The sequence below is a fragment of the Acidobacteriota bacterium genome (genome assembly GCA_016208495.1).
Taxonomy (GTDB): domain Bacteria; phylum Acidobacteriota; class Blastocatellia; order Chloracidobacteriales; family Chloracidobacteriaceae; genus JACQXX01.
Genome location: JACQXX010000085.1, coordinates 71,353 through 88,070, shown reverse-complemented (window position 1 = coordinate 88,070; position 16,718 = coordinate 71,353). Strand labels below are relative to the sequence as shown.

Sequence of the window (16,718 nt, the reverse complement as noted above, 5' to 3'; positions counted from 1 at the left end):
GATTCACTTTCGCTGTCCTGCCCATACCACTTCACTTGAGGAGCACTGTTTTATGAGCGAAACTGAGCAACAGACCCGGCGACTCGACCAAATTTCTGTCGATATGGACAGCGAAGGGCATTTTGCCACCTTAATTATGTTTAAGGAAAAAAAGGTCTTTTCGCACGTCACGCTGGAAGAAGAGATCACGCTCATTGGTCGCAACCCAGACTGCACTATCACACTCGGGGCAGATACCGAAGCCTCACGACATCACGCCCAGGTTCGACTCAGCACGAATTCCAATGGTTTGCATCAATACTGGCTCAGCGATCTGGGAAGCACCAACGGCACACACTTGAATGGCAAACGCCTGGCACCACATCAGGAAACCTTGCTCCGCGATGGAGACAAGTTCATTATCGGTCAGCACCTGTTCAAGTTTGCCCTCCTGGATCAATCAAATGAAAAATTCCTGACTGGAAATTTGACCCAGGTCAGTCTTTTCGATCTGATTCAAATCATCGAAAACAATCGCCTGACCTGCATCTGCATCGTGCGTGAGCAAAATGCGATTGGAAAGCTGTATTTTAATTCGGGACAGATTGTCGGGTGCGAAGTGAGTGACCAACAGGGACTCGATGCCTTTCGCAAGCTGGTCGAAATCCAGGAAGGATTTTTTGAAGTTGAAAAACACGAACAAGAATTTGCGGTTACGCTCGAAGCAACCAGCAACATGAACCTGGTGCTTGACACGTTGCGTGAACTTGACGAAGCACACGCCGAACTGCTGAACCAGGAAACGGACGAACAGTCAATTCCAAATGAAATGTTTGACACGGCCAATACTGGTTTGCCTGAAAATGAAGCCATGAGGGAAACACACCTGTCAGAATCAGTGACCACACTTGAAGTTGAAGAAACCAAAGTCGAAGACATCACAACCCAGCGAGTGATTCCGGCCAATTCCCTCATGCCGACGATCAGGGCAACGGCACTCACTCCAACCGATTCGGAACCCAGTAATTCTTGAGCGATTTTCGCCACCGGGCCGTGGCGAAGATCTTTTGATTTGCCGAAAACAGTACACGCACGAGGCGTCTTATGAGCAACCTGGAAAAAACCCGCCGACTTGAACGCATTGTTTTAGACACCGACGAAAATAATTTTGCGACCTTAATTGTGCTCCAAAATCAGCAGGTCTATACCTCAGCCGTACTTGATTCTCTGATTACCTCAATTGGACGGGACCCAGAATGCACCATCTCACTTGCCCATGACGGAGAAGCCTCGCGCCAACATGCCCGAATCCGAATCACATTGACAGCGGATGGGAACCGACAGTACATGCTGTCAGACCTGGGCAGCACCAATGGTACGTTCTTGAATGGACGGCGACTTGACGCCAACCAGGAAATGCTTCTCAATGATGGGGACAAGTTCATTATCGGTCAGCACCTGTTCAAATTTGCCGTCCTCGACCAGTCAAACGACCGGTTTATGACTGGAAATTTGAGTCAGGTGAGCCTGTTTGACCTGATTCAAGTCATTGAAAATAATAAGCTCACCTGTATTCTGATCATTCGCTCACAAAGCCTGGTGGGACGACTGTATTTCAATCACGGACAAATAGTTGATTGCGACATTGATCAAAAGCGAGGCGAAGGAAAAGTGATTGATAGCGGAGTGGATAGCACGCATGGCCTGGATGCCTTTCGTCAGCTTGCTATGGTCGAGGAAGGAACGTTTGAAGTTGAAAAATATGAATATTTGTTCCCCCAAAATATCCAGGCTAGCAGCAACACCAATCTGGTGCTGGATACACTGCGGGAACTTGACGAAGCCAGGGAAAAAGCACGTCAGGAACGCGGAGAAAGTTAAGGATCAGGTGACTGGGTTCGAGTTCTGGTAACTGGTTCTTTGTCGAAAGGTATTGGTTCTTCAGCACCAGGCACCAGATTCAAAGCACCCGTATCAGAAGCACTCCAATCGGCAACCAGCTCATTGCCACCGGATGTTAGCCAGGGTCATCTTCATTCCCCACCCCAAGGGGAGTTCTTATGTTTTGTCCTTATTGCAGTACTCAAAATCGCGACAAAGCACGTTTTTGCAGTGGGTGTGGAAGAACCCTCGCGGAGGTTCCTCCTGGGCTCACTTCACTGAGCAGTGGTCTGTCATCACCAATGCCACTGCGGACCTCCCTGCAGGCAACCTGGTTGCAATCAGCACCTCGTGAACTCTCAGCCGAAGGGTCCACTCCAACACCATCAATTCCAGTGACAGTGGCACTTCCTAAAACCGATGTACCTGGTTCAGCCGCGGGAAACACTCGCCTGGAAATGGATGTTCCAACCCTTCAGGAACCGATTACGGCCCCGTTTGTGGACCAACCGCCTCAATCTCCCCTGGCCAATGAAGCGTTTCGACTCTCACAACGGCCCACGCGTCAACTGGATCAACCGGAACCGAATTCCTCAAACACCGTTGGTTTGCATTCAAAACCACCAGTTGAGCTGCTGACAACCCCTCTGGCCTCTCGCAAACCTCAACTGCAGACCGCCGGAACCCAACCGTTGCCACTCATTCCCCCGGCTTCGACACCAGGGTCAGGCACCGCGTCACTCATAGGCCAACAGCCTATCCCAATCCCTCCAAAAACAACATCTGAAGGTACCCAACCGCTCCCGTCAACCACCACATTAACCGGACCGGAAACGGGTACGGCTTCGCTGGTTGGGCATACCCCAACTGAAACTTTTTGGCCTGGATCTCAGGTGGTTCCCCCAAAGGATGCGACCAGTCAACTCACCAGCAATTCAATCGCCTCAGGATCGTCCTCCACCCAGGAAACTGACTATCTCGGAAGCCGAAACAACAAAGAAATTCCAAAAGCATTTCCGATTGGGACAGCGCCGGTTCAGCCCTCGAATGAAACCCAGATTGATCATGCTCAATTTGACCCAATGGTGGACACCACTCAAATGCGTGCTCCACAAACGGTTCAACAACGCACCCCACGAAGCGTCACCAAACCCCGAGCCGCCAGCGAGGGAGGCAATGCTGGTCGGTCAGGAAAAACCAGCGGAAAGCATAAAAAGCAACTCACGGAAGTTCCGCCTCAGTCACCGCTCTCACCTTATGAGCCACAACCTAAAGGAGTTGCGTTGCCGACGGCCTCTTCAAACCAGGCTTCAACCGACGAGGCGGAAAACCAGGTGGTCCAGCTTCCGATTCCGCCTGAGGATCCAGCTTTGCGTAAAGGGTCGCCTCAATATCTGGTTAAGTTTTTAGAATCACCTCCGACATCAACGCTTCAGGAAGTCCCTGGCCCGCCAGCTTCCTTTGAGACCAAACCCATTGCTGAAACAGCCGCTCCCGAAATGGGGAGGGCTCCTGAGCCTGAAGTATCAACTGAAACCACTGAGACCAGATTTAAACGCACCGCATCAGCACTCCAGAGTAGCGGAACAACACCGCTCAAAAGCGAACGACCCGACTCTGGCACCAGACCACACTCACCCGGACGGACCTCTGAATTAACTTCCTCCTCCGTTCCCGCCGGTATAACACGATCAACGATACCGGCTTCCGGTGGCGCCTACCTTCCAGAAAAGTCACCTGTTCGCCAAAAATCTGGCCAGGTCAGTCGAAACCAGATTCTAGCTCTGGTGGGGACAGTGGTCGGTATTCTGGCAATTGGATCTTTGATCGTCTGGTGGGCGGTTTTTTCACAGCCACGACCGGAACCACAACCAGTTCGTGAGTCAACTCCTGCACCATCGCCCACGGTGCCCCCACTCGGCCAACCATCACCGCCAGCGCTTCCACCAGACATGGTTTTGATCCCGGCGAGGGAATATCCAATTGGGCGCAACAAGGGAGATGACCCGAATCTTGACACCTTTGAGACACCACAGCACCGTGTGAGTTTAAAGGCATTCTTTCTGGATAAAACCGAAGTGACCAATCAGCAATATCAGGAATTTATCAAGCAAACTGGCCATAAGCCTCCAGTACAATGGAGCGGGGGGATATTTCCGGCTGGTACCGAACAATATCCGGTAACCGGGGTGTCATTTGAAGAGGCGGAAGCGTATGCCCGTTGGGCCGGAAAACGGCTTCCAACTGAGGAAGAATGGGAAGCGGCGGCCCACGGTGATCAAATTCGACGGTACCCCTGGGGAGATCAGTTTCAGGTTGACCGATTAAATTCGGCCCAATCCAACTTGAAACAGCCGACACCGGTCAATTCTTATCCAACGGGCGCTGGACCATTTGGGAATGTGGATCTGGCTGGGAATGTATGGGAATGGACAGCCAGCGAAGCCTTGCCATACCCAGGCAATACCGAAAAAATCTCAAATCCGACCCAGGAAAAACTGATGGTGATTCGTGGCGGATCGTTTGAAAATAAACCGCCTGATTGTGTCACAACCTATCGGAATTGGGTTCCTGCCGCCACACGCTATAAAGCACTTGGGTTTCGCTGTGCCAGATCACTGTGACACGAGCATCCTGCCCTCACAAATCATTCATCCACACCAAACTCACCTGACATGTGTGCCATGATTCAAGTTCTAAAAGGATTGACCTCCTGGTTGACAATAGTTGTGCAGCTTGGCCTTTGCTTGAGCTGTTTTACTGGAAGCGTGGCTTTGGCTCAAACGGTCCGGCCCAAAGGATTGGGAGATTCAACATCGCCCACTTCCTCCTCGGCCACAACCAAACGCCGCCCTCCGAAAAAAACACCCAGCATCCGAACCCCAACCGGAGTGGTTGTCTTCTTGGGGCGCTCGCCTCGGTATTATCTTGATCTGGGAAAGCAGTCTCTTCAAAAAGGAGACTTTGTCGCGGCAAAAATTTTTTTTGAAGAAGGTTTGAAACGAACTGTAAGCCAACGAAATGGAGTTGACCTGGCCGATGAGCTTCGGCGTGGCCAACACAAGGCAGAGTGCTTTGCTGAAGGCAGTGCGGCAATTGAACAAAATCAGTTGAATCAGGCACTGACAGCATATCAGCAGGTCCTGAAGGCTGATCCAACTGATGAATTTGCCAAACAACAAGCCATCAAGGTGTTGCTTCGTCAGATCGAAGTCGCTCAGAAGCAATCCAACTGGGCCGAGATGATGGGCTATATTGAGCAGGCCCGGCAACTGGACCCGGTGTCAGTGTCAGATGAAGTACTGGTCCAGGCACTGCTGGGACAGGCGCTCGAAGCTGTGGGGCGCGATGAAGGCGCGGCTCAAGCCCTTTTTCAACGTGTCCTGACAATTGATCCGACCAATCAGGTGGCACAACGTGGGCAAACCCAGATTGAAGGAAAACAACTGCTTCGCCTGGCAACAGCAGCCCTCAATCAAAACCAGTACGCCGAAGCTGAAGCCAGCTTTGCCAAAGTACTTGCTCTGGACCCAAACAACGAAGAAGCCTATCGCGGAAAAAATCAGGCAACGGCTCATCTGACTCGGCTTCGGGCCGAAGTAGCCTATCAGGAACGTGACTTTGGCCAGGCACAACAGCTTTTTCGGGATGCGGCGAGAATACTGACAGAGGATGAATCAATTCTGGACAGACTGGCCGAACTTCAAATTCGCCTGTCATCTAAACCACCCGCCCTGGGAACTATCCAACTGAAAATTCCAGCCCAAACCACCAGTCGCATCCAACTTCGTGGAAATCAGGCATTTATCCGTTCTGATTCAGGCAGAACTGAAGCACTCACCTCGGCGCAATTGAGTGCACCGCTTCCATATCAGGCATTTACCATCCGGTTAAACAGTATTTCCAAGAATGGGCGGGCGCGAATTCAAACCTTTCCATCACTGGCCAATCAGTTCCTGACAGAACTGGTTGTTGAACCCAAAAGCCCAGGTAGTGGGGACATTCAAATTGAATGTAGCTGGAAGCTTGTCGCCAAAAGTAAGGCCCAGTGGCAAGGCCAGATTGGTCCTGGTACCTACCAGTTGCTTTGGCAAGGTCCATTTGTGGACATTAAAACCATTTCTGGAGTACAACCCAACCAGAAACCAGTGATTCGGGAGTCGCTTCCCCTGCAAATGGCTGATATGAAGGTCAAATCAATTTCTGGAACGGCAAAGGTAAGATTAGGTTCACCGGGCACATCGTTGAATTACTTTACGTCCACGATTGTGCTTGAAGCACTGCAACCCACCACCGTTGAACTCGAAGTTGAGTGGAAAATTCGCTGATTTTTGAGGGAACCAACTGAAGGAGAAAGAAGGGCTTTGTGTTTTGGAAGGAATGCGCTATAAAAAATAATGGCCGCACCGTAAACTTATCGACAGACCCCGCACGACGCTGTCGATAAGATTAGGTGCGACCCTAGAATAACATCTCGAAATTAGCTAATACAATTTGCGTACCACTCTTTCAAGTTACCAGCAACCTGTTTATATTCAACAGAATAGCCTATCACCCCAATATATCTACAATCGGAATCTGACAAAAATCGTCACTTTCAATTCGCCTCTTTTTGTCACTTCCTCTCATCTCTGGATGTTTGCCCGGAATGAGAGGGTATCCCTTTCTCGAAACGGTAGTTCTCAAGCTCTGTCGCAGAAATATTTACCAGTTGAAGGGCATCAACTGGTACCTGGGCAAGTTCTTCGAGCGTTAAGGGATAGTCTTGAACGGTTTGTTCGATCTCATACTGAAGTGGAATCGTGCAATATGAGCTGGTGTACCTTAAAACAACTGTGAGTTGGTGATTGGGGGGATCAACAATGATTTTCACGGCCTGAGATGGCAGATGAATCCCTTGACGAACGGCCAGTTGTTCAATTTGCTCGTGAAGTTCCTTCAGGTTAGGGTGGCGTGCTTCGACAGCCAAAACGAGATTCTGACGTATGGAATGATAGGTGAGATATTGATGGACGAGTGTTCCAATCCCACCGACCACAAAAAGACAGAGAACCCCTACGGCAATAGTCCAACCAACAACTCGAGGCTGAAAAGTAAATTGGCGATCAATGAGACCAGCCTTTGGGGAAGCAACTACATATAAATCCCCGCGCTTTGCAGCCAGGTGGTCTTCCTCCTCTTTAGCTTGAGTTGATTCAAGTGGAGAAATCTCTACCTGGGAAAGAACTTCACGGCCAGAAGGTAGAAAAACAGACTCTTCCAACAAAGTCACCTTTCCCTTATCAGTTAAGAAATCAGCCACCGGAGCCGCCTCCAGCACATCCTGAAGGTTTTCAGTAAATGGCAGGTACACACCTTCAGTTTGGCTCCCCTGTGGTTCATCTTCCGGAACCACAACTTCGCTCGATGGCTGACAAATTATTTCGCGTACTAAATACAACTGTGCCTCAACTGGCTGTGGACAGGCCATTTCAAGCGCAGAAGCAAAATCAAGCGCTGATTCAAACCGATCACCTGGATCCTTAGCCAGTGCCCGCATAACACAGTCTCCAATTGCCGATGGCAGGTCAGTGGCAATAGAACAGATGTGCAACGGAGTTTTGGAAAGATGTTGAACCATGATGGTGGCAGGCTTCCCAGTGAAGGGAACCTGCCCGGTGAGCATCTCATAGGCCATAACGCCTAAACTGTAAATATCAGACCGCATATCCAGATTCGTGCCATCACACTGCTCTGGAGACATGTATTGAGGGGTACCAATCAGGCTCTCAGCTTCGGATTGATAGCTTTTACCGGTTGTTAAATCTTTGAGCTTGGCAATTCCAAAATCGAGGACCTTGATAATCTCTTCACCTTCAGAGACTTCAACCATAATGTTGTCAGGCTTAAGGTCCCGATGAACAATCCCTTTGCGGTGGGCAGCATGAACGGCGGCACCGATTTGCTTCATCAAGGCAACAACCTGTTCGGATGAGAGCACCGGTTTATGATCCAGAATATACCGAAGGGAATACCCATTCACATACTCCATCACGAGATAGGCAATACCATCGATCGTTCGGCCAAAATCAGTCACCCCAACGACGTTAATATGCTTTAACCGAGCTGCGGCATCAGCTTCGATCTGAAACCGTTTAAAGGTTTTAGGATCATTCACCAAATTCGAAGAGAGAATCTTGATGGCCACACACTTGTCAAACATGGTGTGATGGGCTCGATACACAGCCCCCATCCCGCCCCGGCCAATGCGTTGCTCAATAAAATATTTGTCTATTGTTCGGCCAATAAATGGATCAACAGGTGCAGAAGTCCCCGGCTGGTCAGTGAAAAACACGGAATCAAATTCAGTCATGGGTGCTGGTTGAAACAGATCAGACTGAAAGCCTGAAAAGAGGCGCTTTCAGTGAGGGTCATGCATTCGCCTGAGGTATCAATATTTCGAACCTTGTCATCAAAGCGATGAAACGACTCTTTGTTTCCCTGGCTGAAAAACGACGCGCTACTGTAAAGGCAGAAGCGGAAACAGGTTGGAAGTACTGGCAGAAAGTACCCTTCATTTACCATGGAAACACCAAGGGTGACAACCTGTTTCGAATAATTTGCCAAGGGTCAGGAACATCTTGTTGCAGCAAAAGCGTTTCAGGATTTTGTACTGCCGGAACCGCCACGCTCGTGGTACAGTTTATGATTCCAAGCCCATGTTTTTGCCAACAGACTCGGCCCTTCAGGGCCGAGCTTGGGTCGTGTCGCCACGACGCCATCCTGCCGGATGGTCGGTGTGGGGAGATCGGTCCAAGCTCCGGTTGACCAGCCCCCCGTGCAAATCACGGGAAACGATTGGGAAGAATCCTATGGGTACCTGCGGATGCCGCCTCAGTCCGCTGCTCTACGGTGACCGGTTAAACAGGCATGGGAGTCAGTGCCAGTGCCGGTCACAACAAACCTTCCCAAATCCGGTCGAGAGGACGTCGAATCCGGTCGGCGGTCACATTCAGACCGGTACGCACAACTCTCCGCAAGGAGATGACTGAGGGTAGTTTTCCCTCAAGCAGAGCGGGTGGGGTGATTCCCCCACCTGCATTTCAATTTCTTACACAGCAAGAGCGGCGTGGAGACCCGGCCCTGAAGGGCCGGGTCTCCACGCCGAAGATAGAATGAAGGAGTAGAGAGGGATGCTGCTAACCCTGTTGTTGTTTTTAGTCGTGCTCGGTCCAATGATCTTTATTCATGAATTTGGTCATTTTGCGGTTGCCAAGCTGTTGAAAATCAAAGTTGAGGTGTTTTCGCTCGGATTTGGACCTCGCTTGCTTGGGTTTAATTATGGGGATACCGATTATCGGGTTTCAGCGATCCCGCTTGGCGGATATGTCAAGATGAAGGGTGAAACGCTGGATGAAGATATCGAGGGGACTGGCGATGAATTTCTCTCACGTCCCAGGTGGCATCGGTTTCTGGTTCTGATTGCCGGCCCAGTGATGAATATTCTGAGCGCCATTGCGATCCCAGCCGCCATGGCCATGTTTATGTTTCAATCCCCAGCCTATCTCACACAACCTGCCGTGGTGGGAAGCGTGGCGCTGGGATCAGCCGCTGAGAAGGCTGGGATTCAACCAGGGGATAGAATCCTGCAGATTGATGGCAAAACCAACCCTACCTGGGGACAAGTCTCTGATTCGACCATCCTGCGTCCTGATCAACCCCTCTCAGTCACTGTCCAGCGAAATACCCAGCAACTCCAATTGACTTTGACGCCTTCCCGCATTCAATTTGGTCAGGAAAAGCTTGGTGATTCAGGACTGCTCCAAAATGACCTCACCCCAATGCCAATCCAGGTCAAAGCTGTCAACCCGGGAACTCCAGCCGAAGCCGGTGGCCTCAAACCTGGGGATAAAATTGTTAAATTTAACGGGCAGCCTGTTGTTCATTTTCATTGGTTTAAAAGTTCGGTGCGCAATTTTGAAGGTAAACCGATTGAACTTGAAGTTGATCGCAACGGACAAATGGTGCCACTACATATCACACCTCGGCAGGAACCCCGAGGGGATGTCATGGTTGGATTTGCTCCTGAGCCGAGTTCAGTTCCACTAACCCCAATGATTACCCAGAATAAATCCTTCCCAGCAGCTTTTCGATATGCAGTTGATGAAAATATCCGGGTTCTGGTACTCACCGGTGACGCACTTGGACAGATTTTTACCGGTCACCGGGCAGTGAAGGAAACCTTAGCTGGTCCCCTGGGAATCGCCAAAATGTCCTCAGATACCTATCAATCCCTTGGGGTTGAAGGTTTACTCAGGTTGATGGCGTTGTTAAGCCTGAATTTGGGAGTTTTCAATTTGCTCCCCATTCCAGTCTTAGACGGCGGTCATATTTTCATCATTTTCCTGGAAACACTCTTTGGTTGGGTTGGACTGCAAATCACAAACGGATTTAAGGAAAAGATGATGCAAACGGGCGCCGTTCTGCTCTTTTTATTGATGGGGTATGTTATTTACATCGATGTGGCTCGATTATTTACCGAACGATCAGCCACAAAAGCAACGACCAAACCGGCTGCGGTAGATACCTCACCACCACCAGCCACGCCAACCCCAACTCCCGCCCCAGGCAAGTAAATTGACCGACTCAATTCATTCCTGGTAAATCAGTTCCCTGATTTACCAGGATCAACACTCACCCCAAGTCGAAATTCTTCGCTTGACGAAACCTCCCCCCATCTGTACTCTCACGTTTTTGTCTAAAAATTCAAAAATTCGACTGACTCACCTCTTATACCTGGAGCAAATTGGTCACTGGCTGGCGGCTGGTGAGTTCTTATCCAGGAGGTTTGGATTTCGAATATTGAACATTCATCATCCCAGGAAGCGAAGGATTTGGATCTATGAAAAGAACATTCCAACCAAATAACCGGCGGCGTGCCAAAACCCATGGGTTCCGGGCCCGCATGGCCACCAAAGGTGGTCGTCTTGTTTTAAAACGGCGACGCGCAAAAGGGCGTAAACGCCTGACAGCTTCTCATGATTAAAAGGTGCTTCAGTTGAAGTACAGGTTCTTTGTCGCCGACCCACCAGTTTGCTTTCACCTGACGGCCAGTATACAGATATACTTAACGCTCAAGGTGGAAGCATTGGCGTTTTTATTCGGCGCGATTTGTACTCATTCCGAACCAGATTGATATGGGAGATACCCTGAACCGAGAGTTGCCAGCGGAGCACCCTGAAGCCGAAACAAACACTCAGACCAACCCAACCACCGAGTGTTCACCTCCAGCGACTTCCCATTCGCCACGACTGGATCAACAGTTGTTAAAGCAAGATCGCTTGCTTCGCCCAACTGAATTTCGACGTGTCTATGATCAGGGTCTGCGGTTGCACTCTTCACTTTTTACAATTTTTGCATTGCATTCCCAGTTCCCACGGGTCCGCCTTGGGATTACCACCAGTCGGAAAATCGGGAAGGCAGTGAAGCGCAATCGTTGCCGCCGGCTGGTCAGAGAAGTGTTTCGACATCAGAAAACATCCTTGCTGCCAGGGTGGGACCTGGTGGTGAATGCCAAGCAACCATTAACCAAGAGTACCTATGGACAGGTGGAGGCTGAGTTTTTACGGCTGACGAAAAAGCTCTCCATCCCAGGTGATCGTAAATAATTCACCTAATAAAATTCGGACCAGGAATCGTAGCGCCTGGCGTTTATCACCTGACTCCGGGGAAAGTACCCAAACTCGTCATTTAACCGTTCTTCGCGATGACCTGAAAAATATTGATGGGTTGGCCTGGATATGGCGCATTTCTCGGTACGATCTGGAGCAGTTGGGTTAATTCGAGCGTATCAACGCTACATCTCCCCAGCCTTGCCTCCTGCCTGCCGATTTTATCCAACCTGCTCTCAGTACACGGCTGAGGCAATCGAACGCTATGGAATTTGGCGGGGCGGATATTTGGGGCTTCGACGCTTACTCCGGTGTCATCCTTTTTGTCCTGGTGGATATGATCCGGTTCCATGAATAGATCTGTGCTTTGACACAGAGGTGTGCTGTTTTATTTCGATCCCGAATCCGCAGCACGTCAGGGGCTTTGAAAGTTTTTGATGTATGGGCGAAAAACCTCGTTATTTTCTTGCGTTGTTCCTCTCTTTTTTGGTTTTGTTGGGCTGGCAGTACTTCTTTGCACCTCCACCACCCTCCCCAAAACCAGAAACACCTGCGACTTCCCCTTCCCAGCCTTCCAACGAACCACCCAAGGTGGTGGTGGAGTCACCACTTGTTCTACCAGGACCTCTCCCGACGCCAGATGCGGTCCCGGAACAATCGCTCACGGTTGAAACCAAATTATGGAAAGCTGTCTTTTCCAACCGGGGTGGCGTGATGACAAGCTGGATTCTGAAGCAGCTTCCAAATGGCCGACCGCTCAAAAACTCCCTGCATCAAGATCTTGAATTAATCTCTCCCTTTTCCCAAAAACACGCACCAACAGATAAAACAGTTGATCTGGGTGCCTCGCTCCGGCTGGCAGTTAAGTCTGATACCCAGCTTGAAACAAAACTCAATTCAGTCAACTATCGGATTGACCCACCAGTCACCAATCTCACCATTGGCCCAGGTGAGACCAAAGAACTGGCTTTTACCTACGAAGATCCAACCCTGGGTATCCTGGTTCGAAAAGTTTTGGTGTTCAATGGGGATGAAAAAGATGGAGTTGGGTATACGTTTGACTACACAGTTGATGTCAAGAAAGACCAGTCTCCAGTTCAAGTCAACACTGTTTTGGGACCAAATTTTGGTGACCAGTCCGTCCACACTTTTGACAGCTACCACACCCCACCCCAGGCGGTTGTCGTCACCACCAAGCCATACTATCGGCCTGCCACGGATGTCCACCCAGATCAGTTTGAAAAAAACCGGTACCAGAACGTTCATTGGACCGCACTGGCTGACCATTATTTTGCGATGGCGGTGATTCCGGGACAAAATGTACCTGAAGTCGTACTTTCCAATCGAAAAGTGACGGAAACCATTGCTGGAGCGCAAACAGAACGAGATTATGTCGGTGTTCTGATACCATTGCCCAATGGCATAAAAAACACGTTCTATATTGGCCCGAAAGATCGGAATTATCTGTTACCCGTCAATCAACTTTTGGGAAATAAGGTTGATTTGGAAGTACTGGTTGACTACGGCATATTTTCCTTCCTGGTCCGCCCGCTGGTGCCACTCCTGGATGTTTCCGTCAAAATCCTTCATCGGTACACAAACAATTATGGGTGGGCCATTATTGCCATCACCATCATTGTCAACACCCTGCTCTTTCCACTGAAGTGGAAATCATCAGTGGCACTGAGAAAAACAGCCGAAATTCAACCTCGAGTGAAGGAAATTCAAGATCGAATCAAGAACCTTCCTAAAAGTGACCCACGGGTACTCGAAGGTCAAATGGAACTGGCACGGTTGATGCGCGAAGGCAATCCGCTGATGGGATGTCTGCCGTTGCTGCTTCAAATGCCGATCTTTTTTGCCTTCTTCATCTATCTCCAGATTTCGGTGGATATCCGTCAGGAGCACTTTATCTCCTGGCTGAATGATTTGTCGGCACCTGATAGCCTGCATATTTTGCCCATTGCAATGTGTATCACACAAATTGGCTCCACATTGCTGATGCCATCACCTGCGACGGATGATCCAGCTCAAAAAATGCAGAAAACCCTGATGACCTGGGTCTTTCCGATTGTGCTCACCTACTTTTTCTTCTGGACGGCACCCAGCGGACTGGTTCTGTACTGGATGGCTGGAAATATCATCGGCATCTCACAGCAACTGGTGATCAATAAACTCAATCCAGTTCAGCCGCCGCCAGTTAACCTGAATAAAAAGGCAAAGAATCCAGCCGAATCCCCAGCCTAAACCAGGACCAGAGGCTGGCCAGGACCGAAACCACTCGCCGTGAGACAGCACAGGATCAATCAGCGCAAAGGAATTGCCGGCTATGACAACACCTGAACTTGATCAACAATGCACGACATTTGCAACCGAACTGGAAGCATATCTTTCGAAAATTGTAACTTTGGGAAATTTTGAGCTTGAGGTCGAGGTATCCGTGCGCGAACCACATCAGGTTTGGGTCAACTTTTCAGGAGAAGATGTCCCCTTGCTGCTTGGGCATAATGCGGAATTGCTCAATACCCTTGAATACCTGGCCAGTCGGGTATTTGCCCGCTATCTCCGTGGTGAAATTCGCCTGCGGTTTGATGCTGGCAGTTACCGGGCCCATCGCGAACATGAGTTGCGGTTGATGGCCACGGCGGCGGCGGAACGGGTGAAGCGGTTTGGCCGCCCTTTTACCCTGGCGCCCATGACGTCTTTTGAACGTCGCATCATTCACACAGCTCTGCTTGAAGATACATCCGTCCGCACTGAAAGTATTGGAGATGGGGAAGAACGAAAAGTTGTCATTCACCCAGCCTGAAGAAAAGGTAACTCCCCACCTCATCAGAGGCATTGAATCACAAATCTTGAGAACTGATGAGAACCAGCGGAAATAATCGGGGAGTGGCGAAAGAAATACAATCGTAGTTTGAGAGGGAGTGACCTGATGGGTACTCCCCGCCATTGATTGAACCCAACCGGGTTATTGACCATTGACCAGCTCCAATAATTGAGATTTTTGATGGGCCGCGAGGGCCCGCAGTAAATTCTGACGACGCAACTGGACCTGCTCACGTGTCCGCCGCAACTCCAACAAAGCGGCTTCAGATGGGTTCGGATCTCGCCGTAACCGCTGCAGTGCAGATTGGCTGGCGTTTCGGGCTCGAACCAGTTCGGCCATCAATTTGGTCAAAATCGCCCCTGCGGTCACCACGGGTGCTTCAGGTACTGGCTGGAGAGCTGGTTTGGCCGGAGATAGGGTCCGCGCCTTCAAAAAACGATTTCCAAGCAAATTCACTTTCACCATATCGTCTTCTCCTTCTTTTCTATTGTTTCAGGGATAAATTAATGCAGTTGCCATACATAAGAGCAACTGGCATACCACAAGCAAAAAGCGTTGGAACTACGGCTTAATCAGGAAAGAAATGTAATTTGGAGTTGACTCTTTAGACGCCTGAACAGCGGATTTGTGCCCAAAAGTTCGGGAAAATTCGGAGCGATCTTCAGGGCTTTTCCAGACGCAGGCTCTCATCCTCTGGGCTAACGGGCCGGCTTAACCGATAGATATTGTTGCAGTAAAAGCCAAAATCCGTCACAAGTTACTGGTCAGACAACCGAAAAATGTAACCGGGATTGGTGGGGTTGAAAAAAGGTTGCTTTAAAGCCACGATAAATTTCACTTTTCTTAACCGAAAAATAAAAGGCACCACACCTGATCAACGGGTATGGTGCCTTTATTTTTTTAATTTAAATCAAACCGCAATTTAAATTTCAATCAAAAAAATCATTTTACATCACCCATCATCTTGCGGATGGTAGGTGTCAACGTGGCAAGAATGCCAGCCGCGACGAAAAGCCCCACCGCAATGCCTCCATACAGCATGGTCAGTAAGGGAGCATTCGACCCGTCATAAAAACCGGCCAGATATCCAGCCAGTTTGTTGCCAAACGCCGATGCCAGAAACCACACACCCAACATAATTCCTAAAACCCGAGCTGGCGCCAGTTTGGTCACCGTGCTCAACCCAACCGGGCTTAAACACATTTCGCCCATGACTTCTAAAAAATACAGCGCCACAAACCAGAGCGGGCTGATTTTTCCGCTGGCGGTTAACATGGCGGCTGGAATCATGAGTAAATAACCACATCCAATAAACAGGAGTCCAAAAATAAATTTCACCGGGCTTGACGGCTGCCTATCTCCCAAAGCAACCCACACTTTGGAAAAAATCGGTGCCAATAAAATTACATAAAAGGCGGTCATTGATTGCAGCCAGGAAGATGGAAATGGCCAGCCAAAAATTTCAGTTCGAACCAGTTCTTTGGCAAACAGGTTCAGGCTGGTTCCCTTTTGTTCATAAGCCGCCCAGAAAAACATCGTGAACATAAAAAAGATCACGACCACGGCAATCCGCTTCCATTCAGCCGTCGTCAGGGGTTCTTTTGGAATCGTCACTTGTTTTCCATCAACCATCGGTTTGGTTTGCCGATTTCCAACGTGTGCCACCCATTTTAATTGACTCAGAAACACCGCTAATCCAACCACCATGCCAACCCCGGCAGCCCCAAATCCCCAGTGCCAACTTGACTCCGCAGAAAACCCAAGTGACTGGATAAACTGCTTGAATCCTTGAGCCTGGGCTAAATACCCACACACCAGTGGCGCCAAAACAGCACCAATGTTGATCCCCATGTAAAAAATGGAAAAGCCACTGTCCCGGCGTGGGTCATTTGGACCATACAACCCACCGACCATTGAACTGATATTGGGCTTGAGCAATCCAGAACCAACGGCAATCAAAACCAGTCCGCCATAGAAAAAAGGCATGGACGAAAAAATCATCGCAAAATGCCCGCAGGCAATGATGATTCCGCCAAGCAACACCGCCATGCGCGCACCGAGCAGGTGATCGGCAATGAGCCCGCCTGGTAAGCTCGTCAGGTAGACCGACATGGTGTAGGTGCCGTAAATCGAGGCTGCCGTTCTTACATCAAAACCAAGTCCGCCCTGGGCGACCGCTGATGTCATATACAGCATGAGGATGGCGCGCATCCCGTAGTAGCTAAACCGTTCCCAGAGTTCAGTAAAAAAAAGCATGGTCAACCCTTTTGGATGACCACCAAGACCCGCAGTATCACGGGCCGTATCAAAGGAAGGCTCACTGGCAGGCGTCGAGTGGGGCATTGAAAACGTACGCTCTCCTCACAAATAAATTCTGA

The 16,718-nt window shown here is 49.8% G+C and carries 13 protein-coding genes; 10 read left to right on the top strand and 3 right to left on the bottom strand.

Annotated features, from left to right (window positions below):
• The first annotated feature begins 52 nt into the window (after positions 1 to 52).
• The 4 genes from HY774_17350 (at position 53) to HY774_17335 (ending at position 6,188) form a co-directional block, all read left to right on the top strand.
• Positions 53 to 1,012: an FHA domain-containing protein gene (locus HY774_17350; GenBank protein MBI4750253.1), complete on the top strand. Its 960-nt coding sequence runs from the start codon at positions 53 to 55 to the stop codon at positions 1,010 to 1,012.
• Positions 1,013 to 1,083: 71 nt separating this feature from the next.
• Complete coding sequence (locus HY774_17345) at positions 1,084 to 1,860, top strand: DUF4388 domain-containing protein (protein ID MBI4750252.1); 777 nt, start codon at positions 1,084 to 1,086, stop codon at positions 1,858 to 1,860.
• A 302-nt stretch (positions 1,861 to 2,162) separates the two neighbouring features.
• Positions 2,163 to 4,484, top strand: coding sequence for an SUMF1/EgtB/PvdO family nonheme iron enzyme (locus HY774_17340; GenBank protein ID MBI4750251.1), 2,322 nt, complete (start codon positions 2,163 to 2,165; stop codon positions 4,482 to 4,484).
• Between the two features lie 150 nt (positions 4,485 to 4,634).
• The gene (locus HY774_17335) at positions 4,635 to 6,188 is read left to right on the top strand and encodes a tetratricopeptide repeat protein (protein ID MBI4750250.1); all 1,554 of its coding nucleotides are present in this window, start codon (positions 4,635 to 4,637) and stop codon (positions 6,186 to 6,188) included.
• Between the two features lie 287 nt (positions 6,189 to 6,475).
• Here the strand turns inward: HY774_17335 and HY774_17330 are convergent, their stop codons facing one another.
• On the bottom strand, positions 6,476 to 8,212 hold the full coding sequence (locus HY774_17330) for a serine/threonine protein kinase (GenBank protein ID MBI4750249.1): 1,737 nt from the start codon (positions 8,210 to 8,212) through the stop codon (positions 6,476 to 6,478).
• A gap of 820 nt (positions 8,213 to 9,032) precedes the next feature.
• Between HY774_17330 and rseP the strand changes: the two genes are divergently transcribed.
• The 6 genes from rseP (at position 9,033) to HY774_17300 (ending at position 14,319) form a co-directional block, all read left to right on the top strand.
• Positions 9,033 to 10,475, top strand: coding sequence for an RIP metalloprotease RseP (gene rseP / locus HY774_17325; GenBank protein ID MBI4750248.1), 1,443 nt, complete (start codon positions 9,033 to 9,035; stop codon positions 10,473 to 10,475).
• 266 nt (positions 10,476 to 10,741) lie between these two features.
• Positions 10,742 to 10,885 carry a 50S ribosomal protein L34 gene (rpmH, locus tag HY774_17320; protein MBI4750247.1) on the top strand — a complete coding sequence of 48 codons (144 nt, stop codon included), beginning with the start codon at positions 10,742 to 10,744 and terminating at the stop codon, positions 10,883 to 10,885.
• A gap of 151 nt (positions 10,886 to 11,036) precedes the next feature.
• Complete coding sequence (rnpA, locus tag HY774_17315) at positions 11,037 to 11,507, top strand: ribonuclease P protein component (protein MBI4750246.1); 471 nt, start codon at positions 11,037 to 11,039, stop codon at positions 11,505 to 11,507.
• Between the two features lie 132 nt (positions 11,508 to 11,639).
• The gene (gene yidD, locus HY774_17310) at positions 11,640 to 11,864 is read left to right on the top strand and encodes a membrane protein insertion efficiency factor YidD (protein MBI4750245.1); all 225 of its coding nucleotides are present in this window, start codon (positions 11,640 to 11,642) and stop codon (positions 11,862 to 11,864) included.
• 87 nt (positions 11,865 to 11,951) lie between these two features.
• Complete coding sequence (gene yidC / locus HY774_17305; protein MBI4750244.1) at positions 11,952 to 13,757, top strand: membrane protein insertase YidC; 1,806 nt, start codon at positions 11,952 to 11,954, stop codon at positions 13,755 to 13,757.
• An 82-nt stretch (positions 13,758 to 13,839) separates the two neighbouring features.
• Positions 13,840 to 14,319: a hypothetical protein gene (locus HY774_17300; GenBank protein ID MBI4750243.1), complete on the top strand. Its 480-nt coding sequence runs from the start codon at positions 13,840 to 13,842 to the stop codon at positions 14,317 to 14,319.
• Positions 14,320 to 14,481: 162 nt separating this feature from the next.
• On the opposite strand, the gene HY774_17295 is transcribed toward HY774_17300, so the two are convergent.
• Complete coding sequence (locus tag HY774_17295) at positions 14,482 to 14,805, bottom strand: hypothetical protein (GenBank protein ID MBI4750242.1); 324 nt, start codon at positions 14,803 to 14,805, stop codon at positions 14,482 to 14,484.
• Positions 14,806 to 15,282: 477 nt separating this feature from the next.
• Positions 15,283 to 16,683 (bottom strand): peptide MFS transporter, encoded by a 1,401-nt coding sequence (locus HY774_17290; GenBank protein ID MBI4750241.1) that lies wholly within the window; start codon positions 16,681 to 16,683, stop codon positions 15,283 to 15,285.
• Positions 16,684 to 16,718: the final 35 nt, after the last annotated feature.